Origin of the sequence: Lysobacter sp. Root690 (assembly GCF_001427785.1) — a bacterium.
Classification (GTDB): Bacteria; Pseudomonadota; Gammaproteobacteria; order Xanthomonadales; family Xanthomonadaceae; genus Lysobacter.
The window spans coordinates 578,784-602,943 of record NZ_LMHM01000012.1 but is presented as its reverse complement, the minus strand read 5'-3'; the positions used below and the strand labels follow the sequence as shown (position 1 = coordinate 602,943).

General features: G+C 61.6%; 14 protein-coding genes. 8 read left to right on the top strand and 6 right to left on the bottom strand.

Features of this window, described 5'->3' with window-relative positions; genetic code table 11:
- Window positions 1-4 precede the first annotated feature (4 nt).
- The 5 genes from ASD86_RS10505 to ASD86_RS10480 form a co-directional block, all read right to left on the bottom strand.
- Window positions 5-955, bottom strand: coding sequence for a xanthine dehydrogenase family protein subunit M (locus tag ASD86_RS10505; protein WP_056110123.1), 951 nt, complete (start codon window positions 953-955; stop codon window positions 5-7).
- Window positions 952-1,584, bottom strand: coding sequence for an aldehyde dehydrogenase iron-sulfur subunit PaoA (gene paoA, locus ASD86_RS10500; protein WP_200957242.1), 633 nt, complete (start codon window positions 1,582-1,584; stop codon window positions 952-954). The genes ASD86_RS10505 and paoA overlap by 4 nt, the downstream gene beginning before the upstream one ends.
- Window positions 1,585-2,103: 519 nt before the next feature.
- On the bottom strand, window positions 2,104-5,022 hold the full coding sequence (locus ASD86_RS10490) for a winged helix-turn-helix domain-containing protein (RefSeq protein WP_056110117.1): 2,919 nt from the start codon (window positions 5,020-5,022) through the stop codon (window positions 2,104-2,106).
- 280 nt (window positions 5,023-5,302) lie between these two features.
- Window positions 5,303-5,749, bottom strand: a complete 447-nt coding sequence (locus tag ASD86_RS10485; RefSeq protein WP_082578246.1) for a transposase — start codon at window positions 5,747-5,749, stop codon at window positions 5,303-5,305.
- Between the two features lie 92 nt (window positions 5,750-5,841).
- Entirely contained in the window at window positions 5,842-12,048 is a 6,207-nt protein-coding gene (locus ASD86_RS10480) for an ESPR-type extended signal peptide-containing protein (protein WP_082578245.1), read from the bottom strand.
- A 649-nt stretch (window positions 12,049-12,697) separates the two neighbouring features.
- Between ASD86_RS10480 and ASD86_RS10475 the strand changes: the two genes are divergently transcribed.
- Window positions 12,698-13,084 carry a hypothetical protein gene (locus ASD86_RS10475; RefSeq protein WP_157476455.1) on the top strand — a complete coding sequence of 129 codons (387 nt, stop codon included), beginning with the start codon at window positions 12,698-12,700 and terminating at the stop codon, window positions 13,082-13,084.
- Between the two features lie 152 nt (window positions 13,085-13,236).
- On the opposite strand, the gene ASD86_RS10470 is transcribed toward ASD86_RS10475, so the two are convergent.
- Window positions 13,237-13,506 (bottom strand): hypothetical protein, encoded by a 270-nt coding sequence (locus tag ASD86_RS10470; RefSeq protein ID WP_056110110.1) that lies wholly within the window; start codon window positions 13,504-13,506, stop codon window positions 13,237-13,239.
- 768 nt (window positions 13,507-14,274) lie between these two features.
- Here ASD86_RS10470 and ASD86_RS10465 point away from each other — a divergent pair.
- From ASD86_RS10465 to ASD86_RS10440, 7 genes are all read left to right on the top strand, one after another.
- Window positions 14,275-15,603 carry a HAMP domain-containing sensor histidine kinase gene (locus ASD86_RS10465; RefSeq protein WP_056110108.1) on the top strand — a complete coding sequence of 443 codons (1,329 nt, stop codon included), beginning with the start codon at window positions 14,275-14,277 and terminating at the stop codon, window positions 15,601-15,603.
- 778 nt (window positions 15,604-16,381) lie between these two features.
- Complete coding sequence (locus tag ASD86_RS10460) at window positions 16,382-18,484, top strand: S8 family serine peptidase (RefSeq protein ID WP_082578244.1); 2,103 nt, start codon at window positions 16,382-16,384, stop codon at window positions 18,482-18,484.
- Window positions 18,485-19,843: 1,359 nt separating this feature from the next.
- On the top strand, window positions 19,844-20,758 hold the full coding sequence (locus tag ASD86_RS26620) for a hypothetical protein (protein WP_157476453.1): 915 nt from the start codon (window positions 19,844-19,846) through the stop codon (window positions 20,756-20,758).
- A gap of 87 nt (window positions 20,759-20,845) precedes the next feature.
- Window positions 20,846-21,178, top strand: a complete 333-nt coding sequence (locus ASD86_RS10450) for a hypothetical protein (RefSeq protein WP_056110105.1) — start codon at window positions 20,846-20,848, stop codon at window positions 21,176-21,178.
- 90 nt (window positions 21,179-21,268) lie between these two features.
- Window positions 21,269-21,859, top strand: a complete 591-nt coding sequence (locus ASD86_RS26615; protein WP_157476452.1) for a hypothetical protein — start codon at window positions 21,269-21,271, stop codon at window positions 21,857-21,859.
- 344 nt (window positions 21,860-22,203) lie between these two features.
- Complete coding sequence (locus ASD86_RS10445; protein ID WP_056110102.1) at window positions 22,204-23,505, top strand: HNH endonuclease; 1,302 nt, start codon at window positions 22,204-22,206, stop codon at window positions 23,503-23,505.
- An 83-nt stretch (window positions 23,506-23,588) separates the two neighbouring features.
- Window positions 23,589-24,086, top strand: coding sequence for a hypothetical protein (locus ASD86_RS10440; protein ID WP_056110100.1), 498 nt, complete (start codon window positions 23,589-23,591; stop codon window positions 24,084-24,086).
- Window positions 24,087-24,160: the final 74 nt, after the last annotated feature.

Genomic DNA, 24,160 nt, shown 5'->3' with positions numbered 1-24,160 from the left:
GGCATCACTCCTTCGCCTCGGCCAGCACCGCGGCGAGCGTGCGCTCTGCCAGCAGCAGCTTGAAGCGGTTTTGCTCGGTGGGCTTGGCGCCGTCGAACAGCACGCCGGTCACGGCCTTGGCGCCGTTGACGAGTTGCGCGTCGGCCACGTCGCTGCGCCATGGCGCATACGCGACGCCACCGACCGCGACACGCCCGCTGCCGTCGTTCTGGACCACCGCGGCGATCGACACCAGCGCGAACGCATACGACGCGCGGTCGCGCACCTTGCGGTAGATGTGGGTTCCGCCGATCGGCTTGGGCAGGGTCACCGAGGTGATCAGCTCGCCTTGGCCCAACACGGTGTCCAGATGTGGCGTACTCGCCGGGGCGCGATAGAACTGCGCCAGCGGGATGCTGCGCTCGCTGCCGTCGGCCTGCACGGTCTGCACGGTCGCGTCCAGGGCGCGCATGGCGACGGCCATGTCACCGGGATAGGTTGCGATGCAGTCCTTGCTACCGCCGATCACCGCCAGTTGGCGGCTGACGCCTTCCAACGCAGCGCAGCCGCTGCCGGGATTGCGCTTGTTGCAACGCTGATTCGTGTCGTAAAAATACGGGCAACGCGTGCGCTGCAGCAGATTGCCGCCGGTCGTGGCCTTGTTGCGCAACTGCCCGGACGCGCCGGCCACCACCGCGCGCGACACCAGCGCATAGTCGCGGCGAATGCGCGGATGAGCGGCCAGATCGGTATTGCGCACCAGCGCGCCGATCTTGAGCCCGCCTTCGGAGGTCGACTCGATCGCATCGAGCTTGAGCGCATTGACGTCGATCAGATGGCCGGGCGTCTCGACTTCCAGCTTCATCAGGTCCAGCAGGTTGGTCCCGCCGGCGATGAACCGCGCGCCCGGCGTGCGCGCCGCCGCCGCGGCCGCTTCGGCGGGCGATGACACGCGCTCATAGGTGAAGGCCTTCATGCGGACCTCCCGGCGACTTCGGTAATCGCGTCGACGATGTTGGAGTACGCGCCACAGCGACAGATGTTGCCGCTCATGCGCTCGCGGATCTCGTCGGCGCTCGGCTTCGGACGCGCGGTCAGTTTTTCGCTGACCAGGCTCGGCACCCCGCTCTTGATTTCGCCCAGCATCGCCACCGCTGAGCAGATCTGGCCGGGCGTGCAGTAGCCGCACTGGTAGCCGTCGTGCTTGATGAAGGCCGCTTGCATCGGATGCAGTTTGTCCGGGGTGCCGAGGCCTTCGATGGTGGTGATGCGATCACCTTCGTGCATCACCGCGAGAGTCAGACACGCGTTGATGCGCCGGCCATCGACCATCACCGTGCATGCGCCGCACTGGCCGTGATCGCACCCCTTCTTGGTGCCGGTCAGATGCAAGTGCTCGCGAAGCGCATCCAGCAGGCTGGTGCGCGTGTCGAGTTCGAGCGCCTCGGGTTTGCCGTTGACCTCGAATGAGACCTTCGTCATCACCGGTGGCCGAGCCGGCTCGTCCGGCGCCTTCGCAAACGCCACCGAGGGCGCCGCGGCGGCGGCGGCCGATGCCGCGCCGGCCTTGAGCAGTTGCCGTCGGGTGAGGTTGAGTTTAAGCAGGCTGTCCACGTGCAGGGCTCCTTCTCGGCTGGCGATAGCTGGCACGACGAGCACAAGGGTAAATCAGTAGATGCAAGCCGCGCGTGATCCAGTTGGCGCTGATAACAGCAGCCTTATAAATCCACGGCGCCAGCACGAGGTGAATTGAGGCGTGGTGCAATGCAGCAAAGAGCCCTAGCTCTTTCCATTTGTCCATCGAATGATCGCTTATCGGTAGCTCATGCGATGGCCGATTAGCTCCCGAAAACCCGCAGTACGCAAGGCGCTATGGCTAATGCCGGGTGACGATAAGCATGTGTGTTAAGTCTTGGCCGGCCGTAACGCCCAACTGTACGACCTTGTAGTGCCACAGCCACGCTTCTACGAGGGCGGGCGAAGCAAATATCAGCACCTCAGATGTTCGGTAGAAGGGCGTCGTCAGTGGGTGTTCTTCCGACGCACAGCGGTCACGCTGAAACTTGATCTCCATGGCCGAAAGATCGTCCGGACGAAAGACACAGCGGCGAACGGAGCTGCGCGTTATGGCCCCAGCCAGCCCGCATCTGGGCGCCGCATGCCTGTATGCGCAATTGCTGCTTCCCGCTCGACGGCGCTGCAATCGTCTTGCATCACGCCCGCGGGCAGCAGGCTGTGGACTTGCAGTTCCATCGCCACGTCGCCGAGGCGGCGGGCCTCGCGATGCAGCTTGGACGCTATCGTTGCGGCCGCGGCCATGTCACCGCGTTCGCGCGCGCCCCATGCCTCGATCAGATCCAGTCGGCTGAGCAAGGACCAGGCGTCGCTCGGAATAAGTTTCCTGGCTTCGGCAGAATGCGACTGGCTCAGCACCCAATCGCCCCGGGTCGCCGCGCTTTCAACTTGGCCGACGCGCACCGCCGCGACCTGCATCGCATACCCAGTCGACTGCAATTCGGGAAGCAGCTTTGCGTATATGCGGTCGGCACGATCGGTATCACCCAGACGCACCGCGATCAAGGCAATGCTGATTAGGTGCGTCCATTTGCTGGCCGCACCCATTACCGGTGATTTCTCCGCCTGCTCCAATAAGGCGGCGGCTCGCCGTCGATCGCCAGAGATCAGTTCGATGCGGCTTTCCCCGACGATCGCTGATGCCCCAGTAGAACGATAGTTAGATTTCGCGCATCGCACTAGGCTTTGTCTGGCCTCCGGCAGACGTCCCAGTTCAATCAGAATGTCGGCGCGATTGCAGTCCAAACCCGCCCTCACACTGGTATCTGCCGGTTGTTGCACTACGGTGGGCTGCAACTTCTCCGCATTGTCCAATGCAGTCAACGCATAGTGATAGCGTCCGCGAATGAAGGCCAGCTTCGCCACCTGCTGTCCGTAGAGGAAGATTGCGCCCGTTTGCAGATTCGCATCGCGCAGCCGAGCGATGCTCGCATCGGCTTCGGCGAATCGTCCAGACTGGATGAGGTCACCAAGCAGTACGACACTTATCTGGCGCATTGAATGCACGTCCCCAGCGGCTTCCGCCACCGCATAAGCTTGGTTCTGCCTAGCGCGATAGACGGCGATATCGCCCATGCCGGCCGCACGGCTGGCGCTCGCCATGAGAGCCATGAGTTCCAGCCGTCGATAACCGCCCGCGCGGGCACGCGCCAGCAGCTCATCCATGCCTGCATCGCCGTCAGGCCCAGGACGGCCGGTCATCCGTGCGAGAAAGCGCGCATGCAGGGCCCGAGTCGAATTACCCGAACGTTCGTAGAGATCGGCGGCACGTTCGTACCAGGGCGAGGCGCCTCGCTCGGGGTGCTGGTAGGTGTCGGCAATGGCAAGGTTCAGCATCGCGTCCGCGTGCTCAATGCTCCATCCCGGTCCCAGCTCCCGCAATATCTTTTCCGCGTGAGCGGCTACTGACCGTGAGCGATCTAGGTCGCCCATCATGCGGTAGGCATCGGCGCGATATTGATCTTTGGCGACGCGCACGCTGACCGGCTCATGGGCGTTCGGCATCGCCGCCAGTCGCATCTGCGCATCCTTCGGACGTCCGACCGAGAGTAGCAAGCGCACCTGTTCCAGACGGTAGGCAGCCTTATCCGGATAACGTTCGATCAGTGACGAATAGGCTTCGAGTGCATTTCTTTCGCTCAGCGGATCGACCGCCAGCCGCTGTGCCTGCAACTGTGCGCCGACGCCGGCGGGCGCCGGCGCGAGCAGCCGCACCGCCATCTGCATCTGTTCGTTGGCCGCGACCGAGTTGTACAACTCGGCCTGAGCTTCGGCGAGTTGCAAGCGCACCAGGCCGAAGCGCGGCGCCATCTCGACCACCTCCGCGCCGATCCTGGCCACTGCCATCCAGTCACGATGACGGCGCGCGTCCGCGACCTCGGCGTAGCGTTCGGCTGCGCGCACACTCAGTTCCAGCGTAGGCCAAGGCCGCTCGTGTTTCGGCACCAGTTCGGCGACGACCTTACGCGAAACCGAATCGATTAGCGCGGGCGCTTCGGAGCGATCGCCCTGCGCTTCGAAACGCGCTTCTTTGCCATCGCGCAAAACACGCGCATAGACCGCGATCCGTTCGGAGTCGTCCGGCAAACGCTCCGATGAGAGGAATACCACATCGACCGATGTGGGACCGCCACCAGCCGCAAGATCACTTTGCGTCATCAAGTTAACTTCGGGCAGGCTGTCTAGCTTCCATGACAGCCATTGCTCTAACAGCGTCGTCGCCCATGCTGACGAGTTGTGCTGTTCCTGTGGCGCCACGATTGCCACCGCCCGCCCGGTGCGGTCGACCCGCCAAGGCTGTCCCATAAATAACGCGACGAGGACACAAATCAACGCCAGTGCGGCCGCACCCGCACCCCACCGATGTAGACGCCCGGCGGGACCAGACGGGATCGGTGAACTCGTCGCTAGCGGTGCGGAATCGCGCACCATCATCGGATCCACCGAGGGCTGCGCGTGCGCCAGAATCGCCGGATCCGCGACGGTGTCGACGCTCTCAAGCGCAGTTGCCGCAACTGCGGCCGCCTCTACCGGAGCGGACTGGATGCTATCCGTAGCGGCGATTCCGCCGACGGTGCTCGCGTTGGACGGCAGTTGCTCGAACCAGCACAACGGACCCGGCGGCTCGAACACGTAGCCGCTCTTGGCGACCGTGCGGATCCAGTTCTTGCGCGTTTCGCCCAGCGCTTTGCGCAGCAGCCAAATATTCTGCGACAGGTTAGTGTCTTCGACGATGGTTCCAGACCACAGCCGCTCGAACAAGCTCGATCGGCTGTGTAGTTTGTGAGGTTCGCTAACGAACAGCAGAAATAAATCGAAAACGCGCTGCGGTATCTCTCCGCTCTGCTCAGGACAGATCAGCCGGCGGAACCGCAAATCAACGATCAGATCGTCCAGTTGCAGGTAGCAGGCATTGGTGGGCCACGGAGTCGTCATCGCATCACTTGGCTGGCGCGGCAGCAGGAACAACGGTGCAGCCGGGAATTCCACGCTGCGGCGCAATGCGACTTGCCTCACGTTTTCTCACGGACCGCCCGCAGGACGGGTTGGCGGCGCCATGATGCGTCCGCTCCGAGTCCCAGGCAAGCGCCAACAAGGGAAAAAAAGCGCTGGATCGGCGACCGATCCAGCGCGCAACGAACGACCCGGTCCACGGGGGGAGGAGAGAACCAAGCGCGATCGCGAGACGACGTACTTGGGGACACGGCGCCGAACGGAAAGACGGCGGACGCTCAGCCGCGTGGATGTCTCAATCGAGCCGCGCACTACCCCAACGCTTGGCAATCTCGATCGTCATGTCCCCTTGCTCATCGAACCCGCACGCGGCATGGGATGGATGGGCGCGTTTGCGCCGCCAGATATTGTTCGCGCGATAACGATCAGCGCGCTCGCGCAGGCCTCTGGCGAGCGCGCTTTCCAGGCCCAGGGCGCGCTCCACGGCGGTCCAGTGCTCCTCCTGTACCCAACGCAGGAAGCGCACATAAATCGCCCGCCACGAGCCGAACCGATTGGGCAAGCTGGTCCATGGCGCGTTGTTGTACACCACCCATAACACCGCTTCGATGAAACGGCGGTAGTTACCGGTGTTATTAACGATGCGTGCTTGGTACTGGCGCGGAAGATGCGAGGCGATGACCTTCCATTGCTCGTCGTCCAACTGGTAGGACCGCAACTCTAACGGGTGTGGCGTGATCATTTGAGGCTGCTCCGCTGAAATTCCCGATCCCCATCGGGTCGGAAACGGCCGGCCGTGCGTGCGCGCACGACCGGCCGGACCGACGTGGCGGCTCAGTCGCCAAGTACGCCGCTGATGCCCACATACGCGCCGACGCCGTCGCTGTTGGTCGACGCGCCGCCTTCCAGACTCCAACGTCCGTTGTCGGCGGTATGCCGCAAGCTGACACCAAACGCGGCCTCGCTCTTGTAGGCACCGAAGCCCGCGTAGTAGGTCGTGCGACCGGCCACGTACGGCGCCGGCTTGATCGCGATCGCCGTGGCGATACCCGAGTGCATGTCGCGCTCCAAGCGACGGATGTCACCCTTGAGGTTCCACACATCGTTGCGAATCGTGCCGACCTGGCTGTCGGTGTAGCTATTGGCCTGGACCACCGCATCGCTCATGCCGGATTTCAACTGGCCGACGTTGACCGCATCGGTCGTGGCGGTACCAGCCGCGACGTTGCGCACGGTGGTCTGCCCCGTACCGTTCGGGTTGAGGGTCAGGCTGTTGGTGTTGCTGCTGCCGTCGACGTTCTTGTCGTACTGCAGACCACCGGTGGTGAAGCCCTTCAACTGCGCGACGTTAACCGCGTCGGTGTCGGCCGTGCCGACCGCGACGTTGGTCACCCGGCGTTCGTTGCCGGCCGAACCGACCGAGACGGTACCTTCCTGGTTCGCCACAGAACCCGCGCCCAGAGCGACGGCATTGTTCGCCGAGGCGATGGCGCCGTTGCCGAGCGCCGTGCTGCCGGCGCCGGAAGCCACCGCGCCCGCGCCGCCCGCCGCCGCATTGGCGCCGCTAGCCGTCGGAGCCGCGTTGTTGTCCTGGCTCACCTGGAACAGACCCGCCGAGCCGTTCTTGACGTTGTTGACGTCGCCTTCGACGGCGCTGATGCGGTTGTCGTATTGAGCGACGCTGCCGGCGATCTGGTCGACGCGCGTGTCGGTGTAGCTGTTGGCTTGGGTCACGGCATCGTTAACGCCGGCCTGCAACTGGGCGACGTTGACCGCGTCGTCCGCCGCCGATCCCGCGGCCACGCCGCCGATGGTGCGGCCGCCGACTTGCACTTGGCCGGTCGAGTTGCTGTTGCCGACGTAGGCCGCGTTGTAGCCGCTCTGCGCACCGGCCGTGGTCGACGAACCGGCACCGAGCGCGACCGAGTTGGCATGGCTTGCGACCGAATCGCGACCCACCGCCACGGCGTTCTCGGCCGAACCGGTAGCGTTGTAACCCACCGCAGTCGAACCCACACCCTGTGCATGCGCATCAGCTTCGACCAAGCCGCTGTCGTTGCTGCGCGCATAGCGCAGGCCACGTCCGTTCTGGGCGACATAAGCCGCATCGCTCGGACCGGCGACCTTGTAGAGCTGGGCGCCGTTGACCGCGTCGGTCGAAGTGGCCGAGACCTCGCCCTGGGCCAGATTGGTGAGCTTGCTGCCGCCGGTCACACCGCCATCGGTGCTGATGGGGCCAGCCAAGGTCGCCTTGCTGAAGTCGACCTCACCCGGGTCGATCTCGCCGTCCGCATCGAGGTCGTTCCAGTCGTACTTCACCGAACGCTGCTCGGCTTGGGTGGCGCTAGTCGCCACTGCCTTGAGCTGGCTGACGTTGACCGCATCGGTATCTTCCGCGCCCGCGGCGATGCCGGTGACACGGCGGTTGCCGACATTAACCTCACCGGTCGCGGTACCGCCGACCAAGTAGGCCGCATTGCCCAGCGTGCCGCCGTTGGCGACCGAACCCGCACCGAGCGCGACGCTGCCGGCATGGCTGGCTTGGCTGCCGCGACCGATTGCGACCGCATCGGCAGCGGAACTGGTGGCGTTGTAACCCACTGCGGTCGAACCGACGCCCTGGGCGTGCGCATCGTCTTCGGCCAGACCGGTGTCGTTGGTACGTGCATAGCGCGTACCCCGGCCGTTCTGCTGGAGATACGCCGGATCGGTCGGCCCCATTTGGTTCTTGATGTTATTGATATCGCCTTCGTTGGTGGTGACTCGGTTGTCGAGGTTGGTAATGTCGCCCTCGGCTGTGGTCACTCGGGTATCGAGCGCCGCGACGTCCTGATTGGTCTGGAACAACTGCGAGCCGTTGACTGCATCGGTGCTGGCCGCGCTCAGATCGGCCGGGGCCACGTTGACGATCTTGTTCGGGCCGGTGCCGCCGTGATTGGCGTTGTAGGCACCTGCTCCGCCGTTCGCGGTTGGATCCCACAGCAGCGAGTCTTGGCCCAGCGCGGTGATCTTGCTGTCCACCGCCTTGAGCTGGCTGATGTTGGCGGCATCGGTATCGCCCGCACCCGCAGCAACATTAGTCAGACGGCGTTCGCTCCCAGCCGCACCTATCGACACTTCTCCGACCGGCGTCGTACCGGCCACCGCATAGGTCGAAGCCGGCGGCACGTAAGCCGCAGTGCCGAGGGTGGCCCCATTGGCCACGGCATTGGCGCCCAGCGCAACGCTGCCGGCATGACTGGCCTGGCTGTCCGCGCCGATCGCGATGGCGAGTTCCGCGCTCGAGTTGGAGAAATGGCCCAAGGCCATCGATCGCCTGCCCGAAGCTTTGGCCTCAATACCCATAGCCGACGAGTAGTCACCGGAAGCGTTCGATAGAACGCCTATGGACGTCGCGAACAGGCCACTGGCCGCAGCTTCGTCTCCTACGGCCAGCGAATGGTTGCCACTCGCCCGCGCGTTATCGCCTATTGCGATTGCGTACTCGGCCGTAGCCTGCGAGCCGGAGCCGATCGCTAAGCCGCTGAGCGCGCTCGCCGCTGAATTTTCGCCGATCGCAAGCGTTTCTTCAGCCGAAGCCCGTGCGTTATAGCCGATCGCGGTGGAGTTGGCGCCGGTCGCGAACGCATCCGATTCGGGCAGGCCGGTGTCGTTGGTACGCACATACCGCACGCCATGACCATTCGCGTCCTGATAGGCTTGGTCGGTCGGGCCGACCACATTATTAAGAGCGGCAATGTCGCCCTCATTCGTGGTTACGCGAGTGCCGAGCGCCGCAACGTCCTGGTTAGTCTGGAACAGCTGCGAACCGTTGACAGCATCGGTGCTGGCCGCGCTCAGATCCGCCGCGGCCACGCCGCTGATCTTGCCGGTGCCGCCGTCGTTGACGACGACGTTGCCAAACTTCGGCGAGTCGGCCAATTGCACGTTGATCGCGCCGGTGGCCGGGTCCGTCAACGTCTTGAGATTGCCGCCGCTGTAGCTGCCGGCGACGGTCGCACCGCCGCGGATTGACAGGGTCTGACCCAGGTCGCGGTGTACATCGCCAGCGGTAGCATCGTTGCCGGTGAAGTTCATACCCAGGGTCGTGGAGCCGCCGGCTGCTGCATCCAACTGGCTCTTGTTGACGCCGTCGGTCGCGGCGACACCCGCTGCGACATTGCTGATGACCTGGTTGCCGGCATTGATGCCGGCCGCGGTCACGCTGGGGCCGCCGGCGATGGTCAGGCCGGTGTTGTTGAGCGTAGTGGCACCGGCGGTGACGCTGTTGACGGTGATGTCGTCGGCCAGGTCGAAGCTGACGTTGTCGTTGGCACCGGTCTTGCTGACGACGATGTTGCCGTCGGTGTTGTTGAGGTCGACGGTCTGGCCCGGAGCGACGTTGCTGGCGTTGGCGCCCTGCGCGGAGACGTTGAAGCCCGCAGTGGCAGTCGCGCCGACGGCATCGAGCTGGCTCTTGTTGACGCCGTCGGTCGCGGCAACGCCCGCGGCGACGTTGCTGATGACTTGGTTGCCTGCATTGATGCCGGCCGCAGTCACGCTGGGGCCACCGGTGATGGTCAGGCCGGTGTTGTCTAGTCTGCTGTTGCCAGCGGTGACGCTGTTGATCGTAATGTCGTCGGCCAGGTCGAAGCTGACGTTGTCATCGGCGCCGGTCTTGCTCACGACGATGTTGCCATCGGTATTGTTGAGGTCAACGGTCTGACCCGGGGCGACGTTGCTGGAGTTGGCGCCTTGCGCGGAAACATTAAAGCCCGCGTTCGCGGTGGCACCGACTGCATCGAGCTGGCTCTTGTTGACGCCGTCGGTCGCGGCGACGCCCGCGGCGACATTGGCGATGACCTGACTGCCGGCATTGATGCCGGCCGCGGTCACGCTCGGTCCGCCGGTGATGGTCAGGCCAGCATTGTCGAGCCTGCTGTTGCCGGCCGTGACACTGTTGACGGTGATGTCATCGGCCAAGTCGAAGCTGACGTTGTCGTCGGCGCCGGTCTTGTTGACGATGATATTGCCGTCGGTGTTGTTGAGATCGACGGTCTGACCAGGAGCCACGTTGCTGGCGTTGGCGCCCTGCGCAGAGACGTTGAAACCCGCATTGGCGGTGGCAACGACTGCATCGAGCTGGCTCTTGTTGACGCCGTCGGTCGCGGCAACACCCGGGGCAACGTTGGTGATGACTCGGTTGCCGGCATTGATACCGGTGGCGGTCACGCTCGGGCCACCGGTGATGACTAGGCCGGCGTTGTCGAGCCTGCTGTTGCCTGCGGTGACGCTGTTGACGGTGATGTCGTCGGCCAGGTCGAAATTGACGTTGTTGTCGCCCGCAACCTTGCTGACAGTGATGTTGCCGTCGGTGTTCTTCAGATCGACTGTTTCGCTCGGGTCAACGTTGGAGCCGTTCACGCCCTGCGCAGTCAGACCGAAGCCGGCGCCCGCTGCCTGGACCGCCTGATTGGTGGCGAACAACTGGCTGCCGTTGACGGCGTCGGTACTGGCGGCGCTCAAACGGCCGGCGGCGACGTTGGAGACGGTACGCTCGTTACCTGCGGTGCCCACGCTGACGGTGCTGGTTGGCGCAGCACCGGCAAAGTTATAAGTAGTGCCCCGGATGACGGTGCTCGCTGTGCCGACTGCGGCAACCGTCGTGGAGCCGCTGCCCAATGCAACGCTGCGCGCGATGCTGGCTGACGCGCCGTCGCCCATGGCTACCGCACCTGCTGCCCCGGCCGAACTGGCGTTGCCCAGCGCCACTGCGCCTTGCCCGGATGTGGAGCTGGCATTGCCTAACGCAACCGCGCCCTGACCCGAAGCACTATTGGCGTTACCCAGCGCGAGCGCGCCTTGGCCGGTCGCATTGTTGTCGGCGCCCACAGCAACCGCACCGGTGCCGCTGGCGGAGTTCGGGTCGCCAATGGCGACCGCGCCATTACCTATGGCGCTCTGACCCCTGCCAATGGCCACAGCGCCGCCCGCGGCGGTGCCGCCGTTGGCACTGGAAGCCGAGCCTATAGCAACATTGCGCCCGATCGCACCGGTGCTGACGCCGTCGCCTTGGGCGATGCCAAAGGCTCCGTTAACGATGGCACCACGGCCAATGGCAATACCTGATGTCGCGTTCGCGGCGACCAAGGATTGGGCGCCCAGCGCGATACCTGATGTCGCGCCCGTGGCCGCTGAGGATTGGCTACCAATAGCAATCGCATTGGCAGCGGCAACACTGGCTCCGGTGGTCGCGCCGTCGCTGCCGATGGCAATACCACCAGCGGCACTGACCTGGGTATCACGACCAATTGCTACAGCACCGATGGCTCCAATTGTCGTCGTCGACTGACCGCCGATCGCGACGCTGTTGGCCGCGCGGGATTGTGCTCCACGCGTGCTATTGGCACCTATAGCTACAGAGCCTGAGCCTTCGGACCTCGTCGAATTCGCGGCCGATAAAGCTGTCGTACCGTCACCGCCTGCGCTGCCTAAAGCCACGCTATTGCTGCCTGAAGCGATGGTGCCGAAGCCGATGGCCGTCGATGCGACGCCCAGGGATTCGGTCTCCAAGCCGAGTGCCGTGCTCCACTTGCTGTTTGCCTTAGCTAGAAAGCCGAACGAGGAGGCACCCAACGCAATGGCTTCGGAGAATGACCCGTAAGCAGTCGACGCATAAATGCCCTGGGCGACCGTTCCGCCCGCCCGAGCGTTGCAACCTGCGACCAGCGTGTAGGAGCCCCACGCCGTGCCGCCTCTGAGATCCTCCGGTTGAGCACTCGACGCACCAGGATTCGTGCGACCGACAAGAGTGCCGCCCCCAGTGCATGGCTGGTTATAGACAGTAGCGGGATCGTCCGGGTCGGTTCTTAGTTCGTTCGCGCTTACCGCCAACGGAAGCAACGAAATGCCTACAGCCATTACCAACGTCAATTTCGAGAATAGCGGAGCCAAGGCTACTGCCGGCTTTTTCGATGATTTCTTGCCGCCCTTAGCCAATTCGGAAGTGACAACCCAAATTCCCAAACTCGCGCTCCACACTCTGCAGTAAATGATGTTCATCGGTCGTTCCCTTTCGCCGTGTGGCGAATCGACAGCAAGTAAATGAATACCGATCGCCGACCGATATCCGCCCGCGGTTAAAGCGCCCGATTAAGGACGAACCGTGTCGTGTCAGGAGATTGGTGGCGTTGCGGTCGACAGGGTCGGCGGAAATGGTCCGCACGGATATCCCACCAAGCTCGCTTGCGCGTTGCGACCGATTTCCGGTCGGCGTCCGCCGTGCGGATCGCTCTCCTTGCTGTAGCCAGATTAGGGAGCGCGACCGCAGCCGGCATGTAAGGAGATATCAATTTTTTATGATTTCTTTGCCGGGTTCAGGCGGTCGCGAGGCGGTGCCGGCTGGGCGGCCATCATTGCGTGACGGCGGATGGCGCCGGCTTACGATTCAATGATTTATGGCACAACTAACTGTGATTAATCACACATAAAAAGGTGACGAAAATCGCTTTTCGGCACGAGCTAAGAAAAAAAAGATACCCAAGACCAAGCATTTGATCTGGCGAGGGCGCTCAATCGGCTGCCGCAGCCTCCCTGCAGGGCGCTCGCGTCCATTCAGGCCCGCGCCTGCGCAGCGGCCGCCTCTTCGATTATCGGCCGCCGCTTTCGCCCACCCGACGCGGACGATCCCTATCCGCCTGAAGGCACCGCCGTGACCGAATCCGAATTCGAAAATTTTATGGCTTCCTTGCGCGCCCCAGGAACGCCGAACATTTCCCCGAAACGGGTCATCAACGTATTGGGCATCCGCGCCAAGGACCTGACCGCCATTTCCAACCCCAATGGAAACGTCATCATTCGCGACGGCCAGGGCACGGCCAAAATGCAGCGCAGCCTGCGCAACTTGGCGCGGATACTATCGGCGGCGCGGGCCTATCACGACACCCCCGAGCAGATGATTTACTGGTTCATGAATTACCCGCTGCCGCAGTTCTATTACCGCACCGCGTTCGAAATGTATGCCGCGGCGCGCACCGAGGAACTGCTCTCGCTGCTGGCGGCGAATCTGCAGGAAATCCGGGGCGCGCATCCGGCATGACCCGGCGTCGGGCCGGGACCCTCTGCTGCTGCCAGTCCAGGCCGGCACCGCGCATCCCGGTGCGGGCGATTAAGGCTTCGCGCTCGGCCGGATCGCAGTTCCCCTCCGACGACCGCGGACCGAGCAACGAGTGCAACTGCATCTCGACGACGTCATCGCTCAGTTCGCGCGCGCCGGTGCAAGCGTGCCGCGAGCGCATTCGCCTCCGCGAGGTCGCCGCGCTGCTGGGCATCGAAAACGGCCAGCAGGTCCAATCGGCTGGAAACGACCCAGGTCTCGGCTGGGACCTCCCGCCGCGCCTCGGCGGCGAGATTCCGGCCGCTCTCCCGGTCGCCGCGAGCAGCCGCGTTTTCCGCCATCCCGGTGAGCGCCAGCGCGGTCAGGAACGCGTATCGCGCCTCGGCCGGCCATGGTGTGGTCATTGAGCGTCCCTTCTTGCGTTCGCAGCGGCGATGGCTGGCTTCGGAAACGTGTGCGGGAAGGAAGCGGCCGCAGCACCGCGTGGCGAACGCGCGACGGACGAAGAGCGCACATCATGTGGCGCGCAGTCCAGCCCCACAAGCACGGCCGACCGTACGCGTGCCCGTGAATGTGCGGACGACCGCACGCGTTGCACCATCGCCGGCATCAACGGGCGATGGTGCAACGCAAAGCACAGCGGGGAACGCCTTCACGCATTCGTCCCTTACGCTTGTCCGCACTCGCTTACACGTCGTTGATCCGGAGCATAGCCAAGTTCGCATTGGTCGAAACCGACATGACTTCGCAGCACCGGCGTATTCCTCTTCGGCCGCGTCCCGCTGCGCGGCAGGCGCCGATCTCGGCGCGAGATCGTCCTTGGACAAGTGTGACTTCGTTGTTTTGAGTTAATTGCACGGCCCATAAGCTGAGGCCGTTCTGCCTAATCCGCTCAAGACTGCGATCGTCCAGCGCCTGAGCGATGACGCTTGTTCTTACACCGGAAACTTAGCCGTCGCCACCGCAGCAGCGTCAGCAATCAGCTTCGCATTTTTTGGGGAATGGTTCAGAGCTCCGCACTAAGCCTGCGGATTCCAGTCTGTTCGCCTACGCGAGCTGGATACCACGGTCGTAGCCTGATCGCGCCCGCTCCCCCATGGACAGCCCGCCACATCGCCTCCGTCGTCGACGTGGCTGTTCCAGCGACATGACGGGCACACGAGTCAAATCGAATGGACGAAGTTCTGCCCGGACGACACCGCTATCGCCACCGCCTTCGCAGCAGAATCGTGCTGTCCTTCTTCGCCTTGGGGTTGTCGCTAACCGCGCTGCTCGGACTCGTCGCGGTCTACGCGAGCGCTCGCGTGGAAGACCAACTGGTCGGGCGGGCATTGACCCGCAACCTGGACAGCTATGCAGCGAGATTCTATCGGGATCGTTCGGACGTGGTCGAACCTCTGGACGACATCCGCGGGCTGGTCGTCGGGCCGGAAAAGCGCGCAAATCTACAGCCGGACTGGGCCGAATTGGACAATGGCGTATACCAGATGCATGGCGAGGAAAACGGCCAACCCTTTGTCTATCGCCTCGCGGTTCGTAAGGACGACCAACACTGGTTCTTCCTGGCCTACGACCTGACCCGCACTGCCGCCAGCCGCAGCAGCCAGCAGTGGGTCATTGCCGCCCTGGTCGGCACCTTCAGCTTGCTATCGCTGATCGTCGGCCTGTGGGCCGCTTCGAAGGTCATGCGCCCCGTTTCCGACTTGGTCGGACGCGTCAACAAGATGGACGGCGCACATCGCGCGTCGACACTGGCGCAGCATTTCTCAGACGATGAGGTCGGGCACCTTGCGCAGGCACTCGACGACTACTCGGCGCGGCTGACCGAAGTGGTCAAACGGGACAGGGAGTTCAACGCCGATGTCAGCCACGAATTGCGCACGCCGCTGATGGTCATCAAGGGCGCGATCGAACTGGCACTCGCCCGCACCGATCTGGACGCGCCGCTGCGAAGTCGCCTACAGCGAATCCATCGGGCCGAGCAGCAGTGCTCGGACCTGATCGCCGCGCTGCTCTTGCTTTCGCGTAATGAACGCGGCAGCGGCCGGACAAACTTGGCCAAGGTCGCCGAGCAGCTGATCGACGCCCACCAGAGCCAGTTGACGCGCAAACAGTTGACGCTTCGGCTCGAAGGCGATCGTAACGCGGTGATTCCCGTACCGGAGGCGACCGTTGCGGTCGCGCTGGGAAACCTGGTGTCGAATGCGGTCAAGTACACCTCCGAAGGCGAGGTCGTCATCCGTGTCGCCGCAGACCGCGTCGAAGTCGCCGACTCAGGCCCCGGACTCAGCCAGAGCGATGCGGACAATCTATTCAGTCGTGGCTACCGCGGTACCCATGCAGGCGGATCACAGGGCGGTGGTATTGGCTTGTCCATCGTACGCCGGCTATGCGAACTCTACGATTGGCACATCGATATCAGGCCAGGCGTGCAGTGCGGGGTTGTGGCGCGACTGAGGTTCTCGCCCGAACCCGCGCTCGACGACGCGTCCCCCAGCTGACTCGCCACAAAGCCCATCACCCCGATGTCCGCGCAGATCCGCGGGAGAAGGTCGCGTTCGACGGCGCCACCTGCAAGCCATACGACAACGTGAGCAGCGACGTCCTTTATGCGCCAATACCAGCAATAGCAATCGATAGCCACACTCGGGCCGCGTGTGTCGCATCGTCCACCGAATGCGGCGCAATGGCGCCATCGATGCCGACCGCACCGTTAGCAGCTTGCCACACAGGCTGCGTCGGGGAGGACGCGACCTGCCGGCTGCGTTTATCTCAGCGGAACGCCGACTGCGCCTCGGTCCACCGTCACCTTCTGGTTCTCGACAGAGTTCAGCCCGTACAGGTCCGACACAGACTGGATTGCATCCTTAGAAGAAACATATCAAGCCGTATCCGAAGATGTATTCGATGAGATGCGCCGACACGAATCCGAGGGCTCTATCGACGCGTCGTCGGCATGCGCTTATGGAAATTGTTTAACGCTCGTAAGAATTAAGATGAAAATTCATGTGTGACAGTTGGCATAGCCTTTTGAAATAGGCAGTGCGTCGCATTAATTCGGGCACATCGATCCTGTGGCGCCAGCGAATGCGCTTGCGCATCGATAAAACTCATTGCCGGTGTCGCAGTTCGCGACATCGGTGCACTCACATGAAGCGCGCACCACAAAAACCACCCATCGCGCCCGCTTTCAGCACACGCGAGAGACCTTCGCTTACACAATAGAAGGCTCCGCTGCGGGCGTTGCTCATCACTTCAGTACACGAGGGGATTCAACAGATGTCCAGCCACCGCCCGAACGCCTTGCGCGTTCACCTTCTGGCAGCCGCTACCGTGGCCGTACTTAGTGCGGCCTCACCCGCGTTTGCAGGCACCGCTCACCTAGCCGCCCTCAAGGCCGGTCAGAACTACGATCGTTTCATCGTCAAGTACCGCAACGGCAACGCCGTGGCTGCGTCCACCGCGACTCTGACATCATCGTTGAACGCCGCCGCGGGCCGAGCACTGTCAGTTTCGCGCGCTGGCGGCAAGCCGCTGGCACTCAAGCACCTGCGCCGCCTCGCGCTCGGCGCCAACGTAGTGCTCAGCGACCGTCGCCTGAATCGCGACGAGAGCGAAAGCCTGATGCGCCAGATCGCGGCTGACCCAAGCGTCGAATACGTCGAACCCGACCTGATCATGCATAGCACGATGAGCCCGAACGATCCGCGCTATGCCGACCAGTGGCATTACGCCAACAGCGCCGCCGGCGCGAACGTCGCCGCCGCCTGGGACAAGGCCAGCGGCGAGGGCGTGGTAGTCGCGGTAGTCGACAGCGGCATCCTCGCGCACACCGATCTCAACGCCAACATACTGCCCGGCTACGACACGATCACCTCGACCACCGGCTTCAGCGCGGCCGAATGCTCGCCTTATCCGGCCGGTTGCGGACGCTCCGACGACGGCAACGGCCGCGATAACGATCCCAACGACAGCTCCAACGTCCAGCATGGCACTCACGTCGCGGGCACCATCGCCGCGGTTACCAACAATGCCGTCGGCGTGTCCGGCGTCGCGTATCGCTCGAAGATCGTGCCGGTGCGCGCGCTCGGCAAGGACGGCTCCGGCGCCACCTCCGATATCGCCGATGCAATCCTGTGGGCCGCCGGCGTCAGCGTGCCCGGCGCGCCGAACAATCCCAGCCCGGCAGAAGTCATCAACCTGTCGATCGGCGGCGGTGCCAACTGCGCGCAGACCCAGACCTATCAGGACGCGATCAACGCCGCGACCGCCAGGGGCGTGACCGTGGTCGTAGCCGCTGGCAATTCCAACAGCGACACGGTTAACTTCACTCCGGCCAGCTGCGACAACACCATCACCGTCGCCGCCAGCGACCCCGGCGGCAATCGCGCTTTCTATTCCAACTACGGCAACACCATCGACATCACCGCACCCGGTGGTGAAACCTGCACCCCAGCCAATGAGTTCCTGCCGCTGGGCCAAGTGCCCAAGGCCGGCGTGTGCGTACGTCTGCACGACGAACAGGGCGTTCTGTCGACAGTGGCTGGCAACGGATACGGCTACATGCAGGGCACCTCGATGGCGGCGCCGCACGTGGCCGGCATCGTCGCGCTGATGCAGTCGGTGGCAACCACGCCGAAGACCAGCGCCGAAGTACTGCAGATCTTGAAGGCTACCGCGCGTCAGATCACCCCAGCCAAGTGCCCCGGCGGCTGCGGCGCTGGCTTGGTCGACGCGTCGGCGGCGGTGGTCGCGGCCGCGGGCGGCGGCGGTACTCCGTCGCAGCCCGTTGCGAACTTCACCTCGTCGGTCAACGGCCTGAGCGTGTCGCTCAGCGACACCTCGACCGACAGCGACGGCAGCATCGTCGCGCGCAGTTGGAACTTCGGCGACGGCACCACCTCGACACAGGCCAATCCGACCAAGACCTACACCGCAGCTGGTACCTACACCATCACGCTGACTGTCACCGACGACGACGGTGCGACCAATACGAAGACCGCGCAGGTTATCGTCGGCGGCACGAGCGGTGGCGTGCAGACCTATAGCAACAACACAGATGTCACGATTCCGGACAACAACCTGCTCGGTGCCAGTAGCAGCGTCTTGGTCGCCGGCCGCGTTGGCAAGGCACCTGCCGATGCCTCGGTCGCGGTTAACATCGTGCATCCGTACAAGAGCGACCTCAAGGTCGACCTGATCGCGCCGGACGGCTCGATCTACGTGTTGCATAACCGCACTGGTGGCGACGGTGACAACGTCGCAGGCACCTTCAAGCTCAACCTCTCGAGTGAAAACCTAAACGGCACCTGGAAGCTGCGCGCGGTTGATCGCGGCCCGTTGGATGTCGGCAAGATCGACAGCTGGAGCATCACGTTCTGAGCTACGCGTAAAGCTTTAGCACGTTACCGCAGCCCGGTCCCGTCCGCATGGACGGGGCCGGCACGCTGCCCGATGACGCGCATCTGATCCCATTGCGGGTGTGCAAACGTTGACGCCGCCTGAGCGACTCCGGTGTGAAGCAAGTGACGCACGGCTCATTTGCGGCCGGTGCATTGCCGTGGTCTGCCATCCGGTGCAACCGCAGGTGCTGTCCGCTACTGCGATGTTGGTCGCGAAGACACTGTTGGTGCTCATCCTGGTTGCCGCATCGACCTCCACCATCGGCAGCGCATAGGCCCGTCCGCCGCCCGGCGACGGCACACTGCCGTCACAGCCGCCCATCGGCACGCAGTGCGAGGTATGGACGTGCTTCTACTCAGACGAGATCGTCGAGTTTGAAACGTTCTGCCCCCCGTCTACAACGGGAAGCTGCTCTTGAATGCGGTTTACGGATCTCCGATCATCTGAGGAATGCTGAAAGCCGCGCCAGGGAAGGCAAACGTGCGGAGCGGCGCGCGATCACGCGGCATTCCGCACGTGAGGCACCGGCACCGCCCTGGTAAAGTGGCAATACCCGGCGTTTTCGCCCGGACGACTGCCTCGAACTCGTCCGGTTTCTCTTCCATGACATTCGGTGCGTCGCGCTATTCCCTGGAATTTGCTTCACATGGAATGGCGGGCGGCTGCGGCGCCTGGCGCGACGGCCGCCGAATCACGGCGAGCAAGGTCAGGCACGGGCCAACAAGGCCTGCGGGCGACACGCGACTCCCAAGGCCAACCGGCAGGAGCCGGCTTAAACCGGTTTGAGCCGGTTTAAGCCCGTCAAGAGAGTTGGCCCCCGCGTGCTTTGGGCGCACCAAACTTCCCCTTCCAACTTTTTCTACGCCTCGTCGCAACGACGAAAACGGCCTTATTTCCGGGGCTTTTGGCGTTTTCCATTGGTCGGCGAGTTATCCACAGAGGGGCTGTTTGGCGTTTTTTTCGCCTCTCTCCAGCTTGTTTTCTCTGCACCTGTGGTCGGCCGACCAATGGGCACCCATATGAATCAGTGACTTAGCAATGGTCTGAGTCAACAGTTGTTTTGACGATTTGACCCAAGCGCCATATCAAACCGCTTGATACGACCAATGGCGATGGCTGTGGAAGAGTAGAAGTATTCGAAGCGCTCCGACATCAGTCCTGCCGCAGCTCCAGTTGCCGTTATGGACATAGCCACTAGTAGTGTCTGTGATAGTCAAGTCCACACGGCGAAGCAGGTTTTAGCCATGTGATCAAAAGTAGAGCGGGCCGGCCACTGGCTTTGCGTGTCAGGTTTGAACCCTCTCGCCTTGTCCGTGATTGCAACTAGAGGAGATTACCTTGGAGGACGAAAGCTTGTCAGTGAATGAGGGCGCCTCGAATGATATGTACGCAGGTCTTACAGATTTGCCTCTTAACGAAGAAGAGATCCAACTCTCTAAGGGCGTAGCACTTCGCAAGGCGCATGCGGTGTTTACAACTCCGTTAGCATTGAAGAACACGGGCCCAAATTACGGGCCGGATGGGTTTGCGCATCCTGCACTTTGGCAGTTCTCTAAAGGCGAGATTGAAATAACCGCCGAAGTACATGTTTCTGCGTTGCACACTTCTAAATTTGAAGATCAGATTGAAGCTGTTAAGTTCTCTGTGGCGCTTCTGCGGCTGTGGTGCAATCCAGAAATATCAATGCCGGTTATATCAACTTTATCGATGAGTAGGCAGGTACTGCATGCGATAGCCGATTCTAAACCCGAAGCCTATGTCAGGCCCATGGAGGTTTGGCGCAAGAGGCACGCACTCAAGCTAGTTGATAAGTCAACGATAGCGGACAGCGTCGAATGGGTGCGCGTTCATTGGGACTCCGCATACAAGCTCTACAGAGATAGCGCCGAGTTCCGCATCGCAATAGATGCGCTTGACACTGGGCAATTTATTCCAAATACGGGGCTATCCATCGTGTCGATGTGGGGCGCTTTAGAAGCACTATTTTCACCTTCAACATCAGAATTGCGCTTCCGCGTATCTGCTCTAATTGCCGCGTACATGGAAATACCGGGTGCTTCCAGACACGAGAGGCAGCGCACCATTCTTAAGATGTATGACAAGAGATCGGCAGCCGCTCACGGAAAGCCCACTCATAATAGCGATGACCTTGTACAGGTGCTCACCCTACTCCGGGAGGTAGTCATTAAGATGATCCATGAAGGACGTGTCCCAAGTAAGGGCGAGCTTGAAGTGAAGCTGTTCGGAACGTAAAGATTGGCACTACGATTCTTGTGGAGTCATAGCTTAAAACGCATTGCGAAATCGCCTAATCGAACTTCATAATTGTAGGTAGGCCCCATGAATAAAATGATCAGGCTCTACCCAGTTATTCTCGCCGTAGCTCTTACCTTCGCAACCCCAGCACTATGTGTTCTGGCCACTTTTGCATTCGGCCAGCACTGCTGGCCACAAAGAATCGGTGCGGTCTATGTTGGCATCGCCGTATTCACTCAAGGATTCCTTGGGACCGACCCCGACCGCTTTAGTCGCACGCTCGGCGACGGAAACACGCTCAGCAAACATTTAAACCAGTCTAGCTACACGGTCGCAATTTTTGGCACGTTATTCGCCGCCTTAGGGGACCTGCTTTCTAATGACTTCTACTACGGGGTGACAATGTGTCAGGCATGAAATCATTTTCATGCCGAAGCCGCTTCGCGGCTCGGCTCGGCTTAATTCAGGCGTTAGGCCCGCATAGAGACATTATCAAAGGAGTGAGAAATGGAATTTGAATTCGATTTATCGAGCTTTCTGATAGGTTGCCTTGTTGGTATCGTGACCCTTAGCATACTTAGGCTAAAAGCACTGAAGGAGCTTCGGCTTAAGTTGGAAGCGATTGGCGTTGACCTTGGAATTGAAGGATTTGGGGAAACACCATCCAATCCGTCTGCCCAGTCAATCGGCCCAGTCTCCGGGAACAGCAATGAAATAAATCAAGCTGGCCGAGACATAAACAAAACATCCAATCTCTATAAAACAATGAAAGCTGCCGCTGCCGCTGCCGCTGCGGCGGAAGACAACAAGCACCCCTCGTCACGAATTTTTCAATTGGTCACCAGATTCCACCACCACACTCAAAATAGTTCATTGAAACATTCGCTATCTCAGATCAAAGGTAGCGGCGACAATTGGCCCGAGAGGTATTACGCTGCGTACATAGCAGACAATCAATTCAAATCAGATCTCTCTGCCGAGTTAGACAGACTTGCCGCATACGGCTGGCGATTTACAACTGTTAGGCCAATAGACAATCTCGATATGGGCGTACTCTTTGAGATCACATCAGTGAAGCCTATTGGCCTGCAGGGCTAACAGTGCATTCAAGCCGAAGCCGCTTCGCGGCTCGGCTTGGATGATGGATTTTGCGTCAGCTCTGCTTGACGAGCGTTCGTCGGCCTATTGACCTGCTCTTGCGCGCGGTCGGCCTTCCTAGATCGGGTATCGGGAAGTCAGTAACGCTCTAGCTGTGCATAACTTTCTGGGCGAGCGAGACGAACGAATGACCGCAACCGGGAATACTTCAACATCTCGCCCGACCGCTCTGCTCGTGTCGCCGCTACTCTTCATCGCACTTATTGTCGCCATCGTCGGTAGTCTGGGAGCACCGTTGATTAGTCCGATGCCGCATAGCGCCGCGATCGAAGCAGGAGGTAAAGATGAACAGCCGAGAGAATGAGGAGTTCACGAGACTCTTGCGAAGCGCCGTCGCGGAGGCCGAAAAGCTCAAGTACCGCCCGACGCAGTTCAAGAAGATGCTAGACGCCTACGGCGGCTTTGAGACAGTCAAACGGGTACTGGAAAGCGGCAAGCCTTCAGATGGATTCACGAGGCTCTGGGAACTGGGACGTCTTGAACTGACATGCGAAGCCATTATCGTCGAGACAAAATGGCGCTGGCACTTCGACGATGACGTCGTAGCACGGGCGGAAAAGCTTCTGAGAGATATGCGCTATCCGTTCAAGCGTTTCGAGCGTGACGCTGCCGACGGGAACTCAGGTGACCTCCAGCTCGCCGCTACCGCTTCGCAAGCAGATCATCCACACTCCGATGAATCACCATTGGTGCCGCCGTCTGCGTCGGATATGCGCATTAACGTCTACTTCCGCACCGTGCTCCATGCCCCTGTCGCCAACGCACGCTGGTCATGGGGCTCGGCGGATGAACGGACCCGCCGGGTCTTCCTTCGACTCTGGCGTATGGATATCGCTAGCCTCGACGGACATCAGATAATCCGTGTGTTGGGCCCCAAGCGTACCGATCGACCAGGTTGGAAGGAGCGCGTGCGTCACCTAGAGCTGATCAAAAGCGGTTACGTTGCGCTAGGCGTGATTTGCGACAAAGACTCGCCTGATTCTAGCGTCATCCGCCAGTTCGACCACGATAGTCTCCTGCGCCTTGGGCATCTGATTGATCGCGATGACATGGTCTATATGGAGGTAGACGGGACGGTTCCGGTCGGGTGCATCGCGACTCCCGGCGAGCTGCCTGAAACGATTGAATCGGACCTTCGTGAGGTTGGGGCCATGGAACTCAGCGCCACTACACGCTCTGCCCTAATAGATGCGCGGCTCGGTCAAGGACGATTTCGTCGCGAGCTGCTGCGACGATGGGGCGCGGCTTGCGCCGTTACCGGTTGCCGAGTGGGTGCAGTATTGCGGGCGTCACACTGCAAACCGTGGCGACACTCCAATAACCGCGAACGCTTGGATTCGAATAACGGCCTAGTCCTGTCGGCCACATTAGATGCTCTATTCGACGCCGGCCTGATCGGTTTTGAAGATAGCGGCGACATGCTGATTGCTAGCGTGCTCTCGGATGAAGAGCGAAACGCACTTGGCCTGCCAGAAAGGCTGCGTCGGCGCCCTGGCCCCGCCCTCTGTGGCTATCTCCAGTACCACCGAAATCACGTTTTTCAAAGGAGCAGCCGGCCTAGTACTGAATCGTCCGGGGTTTCATAAGACACCTCTATCTGCTCCTTCTGGTTCATGCCGAAGCCGCTTCGCGGCCCGGACTAAGTCGAATATCCACTCATGGACGAGGTATGGCCGAGAACTTCACTGAAGACCGTCGAATCCAAGAGATCGCAGAGGCGTACTCAATGGATGCCATCGACTTCGCCCGCGATCACTTCAAGCTTGAACTTGACTGGCGTGACGGGAGCGTCGCCCATATCGAGACGATGCTTAGCGTGTTTCATGATCAGCTCGCCAAAGCCGAGCCGAGCGACGAACAAATCTTTGGCTTTGCAAAGATGTTTGGCAGCTACGTCGGAGAAGTCTTTCGGCGCAACCATGGTGCGACATGGGGGCTCGTGAAACTCGGCGGGGAGTCGTTTCCGGGCCTCCAAGCAAGCGACTCCTCCGGGCTCTTCTGCCCATGGGAACGAACTCGCCGTCGCATCCTTAATGGTTCACAAGACAATGTGTGGGATTACTATCAAGCTCTCGTCACCAGGGATGGCGGCAATGGCGCTGCTCCGACATCCATAACTCCCATGATGCAGAAAAAGTCATGGTGGGATCGTCTGCGGGGAGTCTAGTATTCATTCAAGCCGGAGCCGCTTCGCGGCTCGGCCTGACATCTGACCAAATGTCTAGTGCAATCTCAGCAGCA

Bases quoted from the DNA above. Each gene is read 5' to 3' on its own strand.
- ASD86_RS10505 (WP_056110123.1), bottom strand. From the start codon at position 955: ATGAAGGCCTTCACCTATGAGCGCGTGTCATCGCCCGCCGAAGCGGCC.
- ASD86_RS10485 (WP_082578246.1), bottom strand. From the start codon at position 5,749: ATGATCACGCCACACCCGTTAGAGTTGCGGTCCTACCAGTTGGACGAC.
- ASD86_RS10480 (WP_082578245.1), bottom strand. From the start codon at position 12,048: ATGAACATCATTTACTGCAGAGTGTGGAGCGCGAGTTTGGGAATTTGG.
- ASD86_RS10470 (WP_056110110.1), bottom strand. From the start codon at position 13,506: ATGACCACACCATGGCCGGCCGAGGCGCGATACGCGTTCCTGACCGCG.
- ASD86_RS10465 (WP_056110108.1), top strand. From the start codon at position 14,275: ATGGACGAAGTTCTGCCCGGACGACACCGCTATCGCCACCGCCTTCGC.
- ASD86_RS10460 (WP_082578244.1), top strand. From the start codon at position 16,382: ATGTCCAGCCACCGCCCGAACGCCTTGCGCGTTCACCTTCTGGCAGCC.
- ASD86_RS10450 (WP_056110105.1), top strand. From the start codon at position 20,846: ATGAATAAAATGATCAGGCTCTACCCAGTTATTCTCGCCGTAGCTCTT.
- ASD86_RS26615 (WP_157476452.1), top strand. From the start codon at position 21,269: ATGGAATTTGAATTCGATTTATCGAGCTTTCTGATAGGTTGCCTTGTT.
- ASD86_RS10445 (WP_056110102.1), top strand. From the start codon at position 22,204: ATGAACAGCCGAGAGAATGAGGAGTTCACGAGACTCTTGCGAAGCGCC.
- ASD86_RS10440 (WP_056110100.1), top strand. From the start codon at position 23,589: ATGGCCGAGAACTTCACTGAAGACCGTCGAATCCAAGAGATCGCAGAG.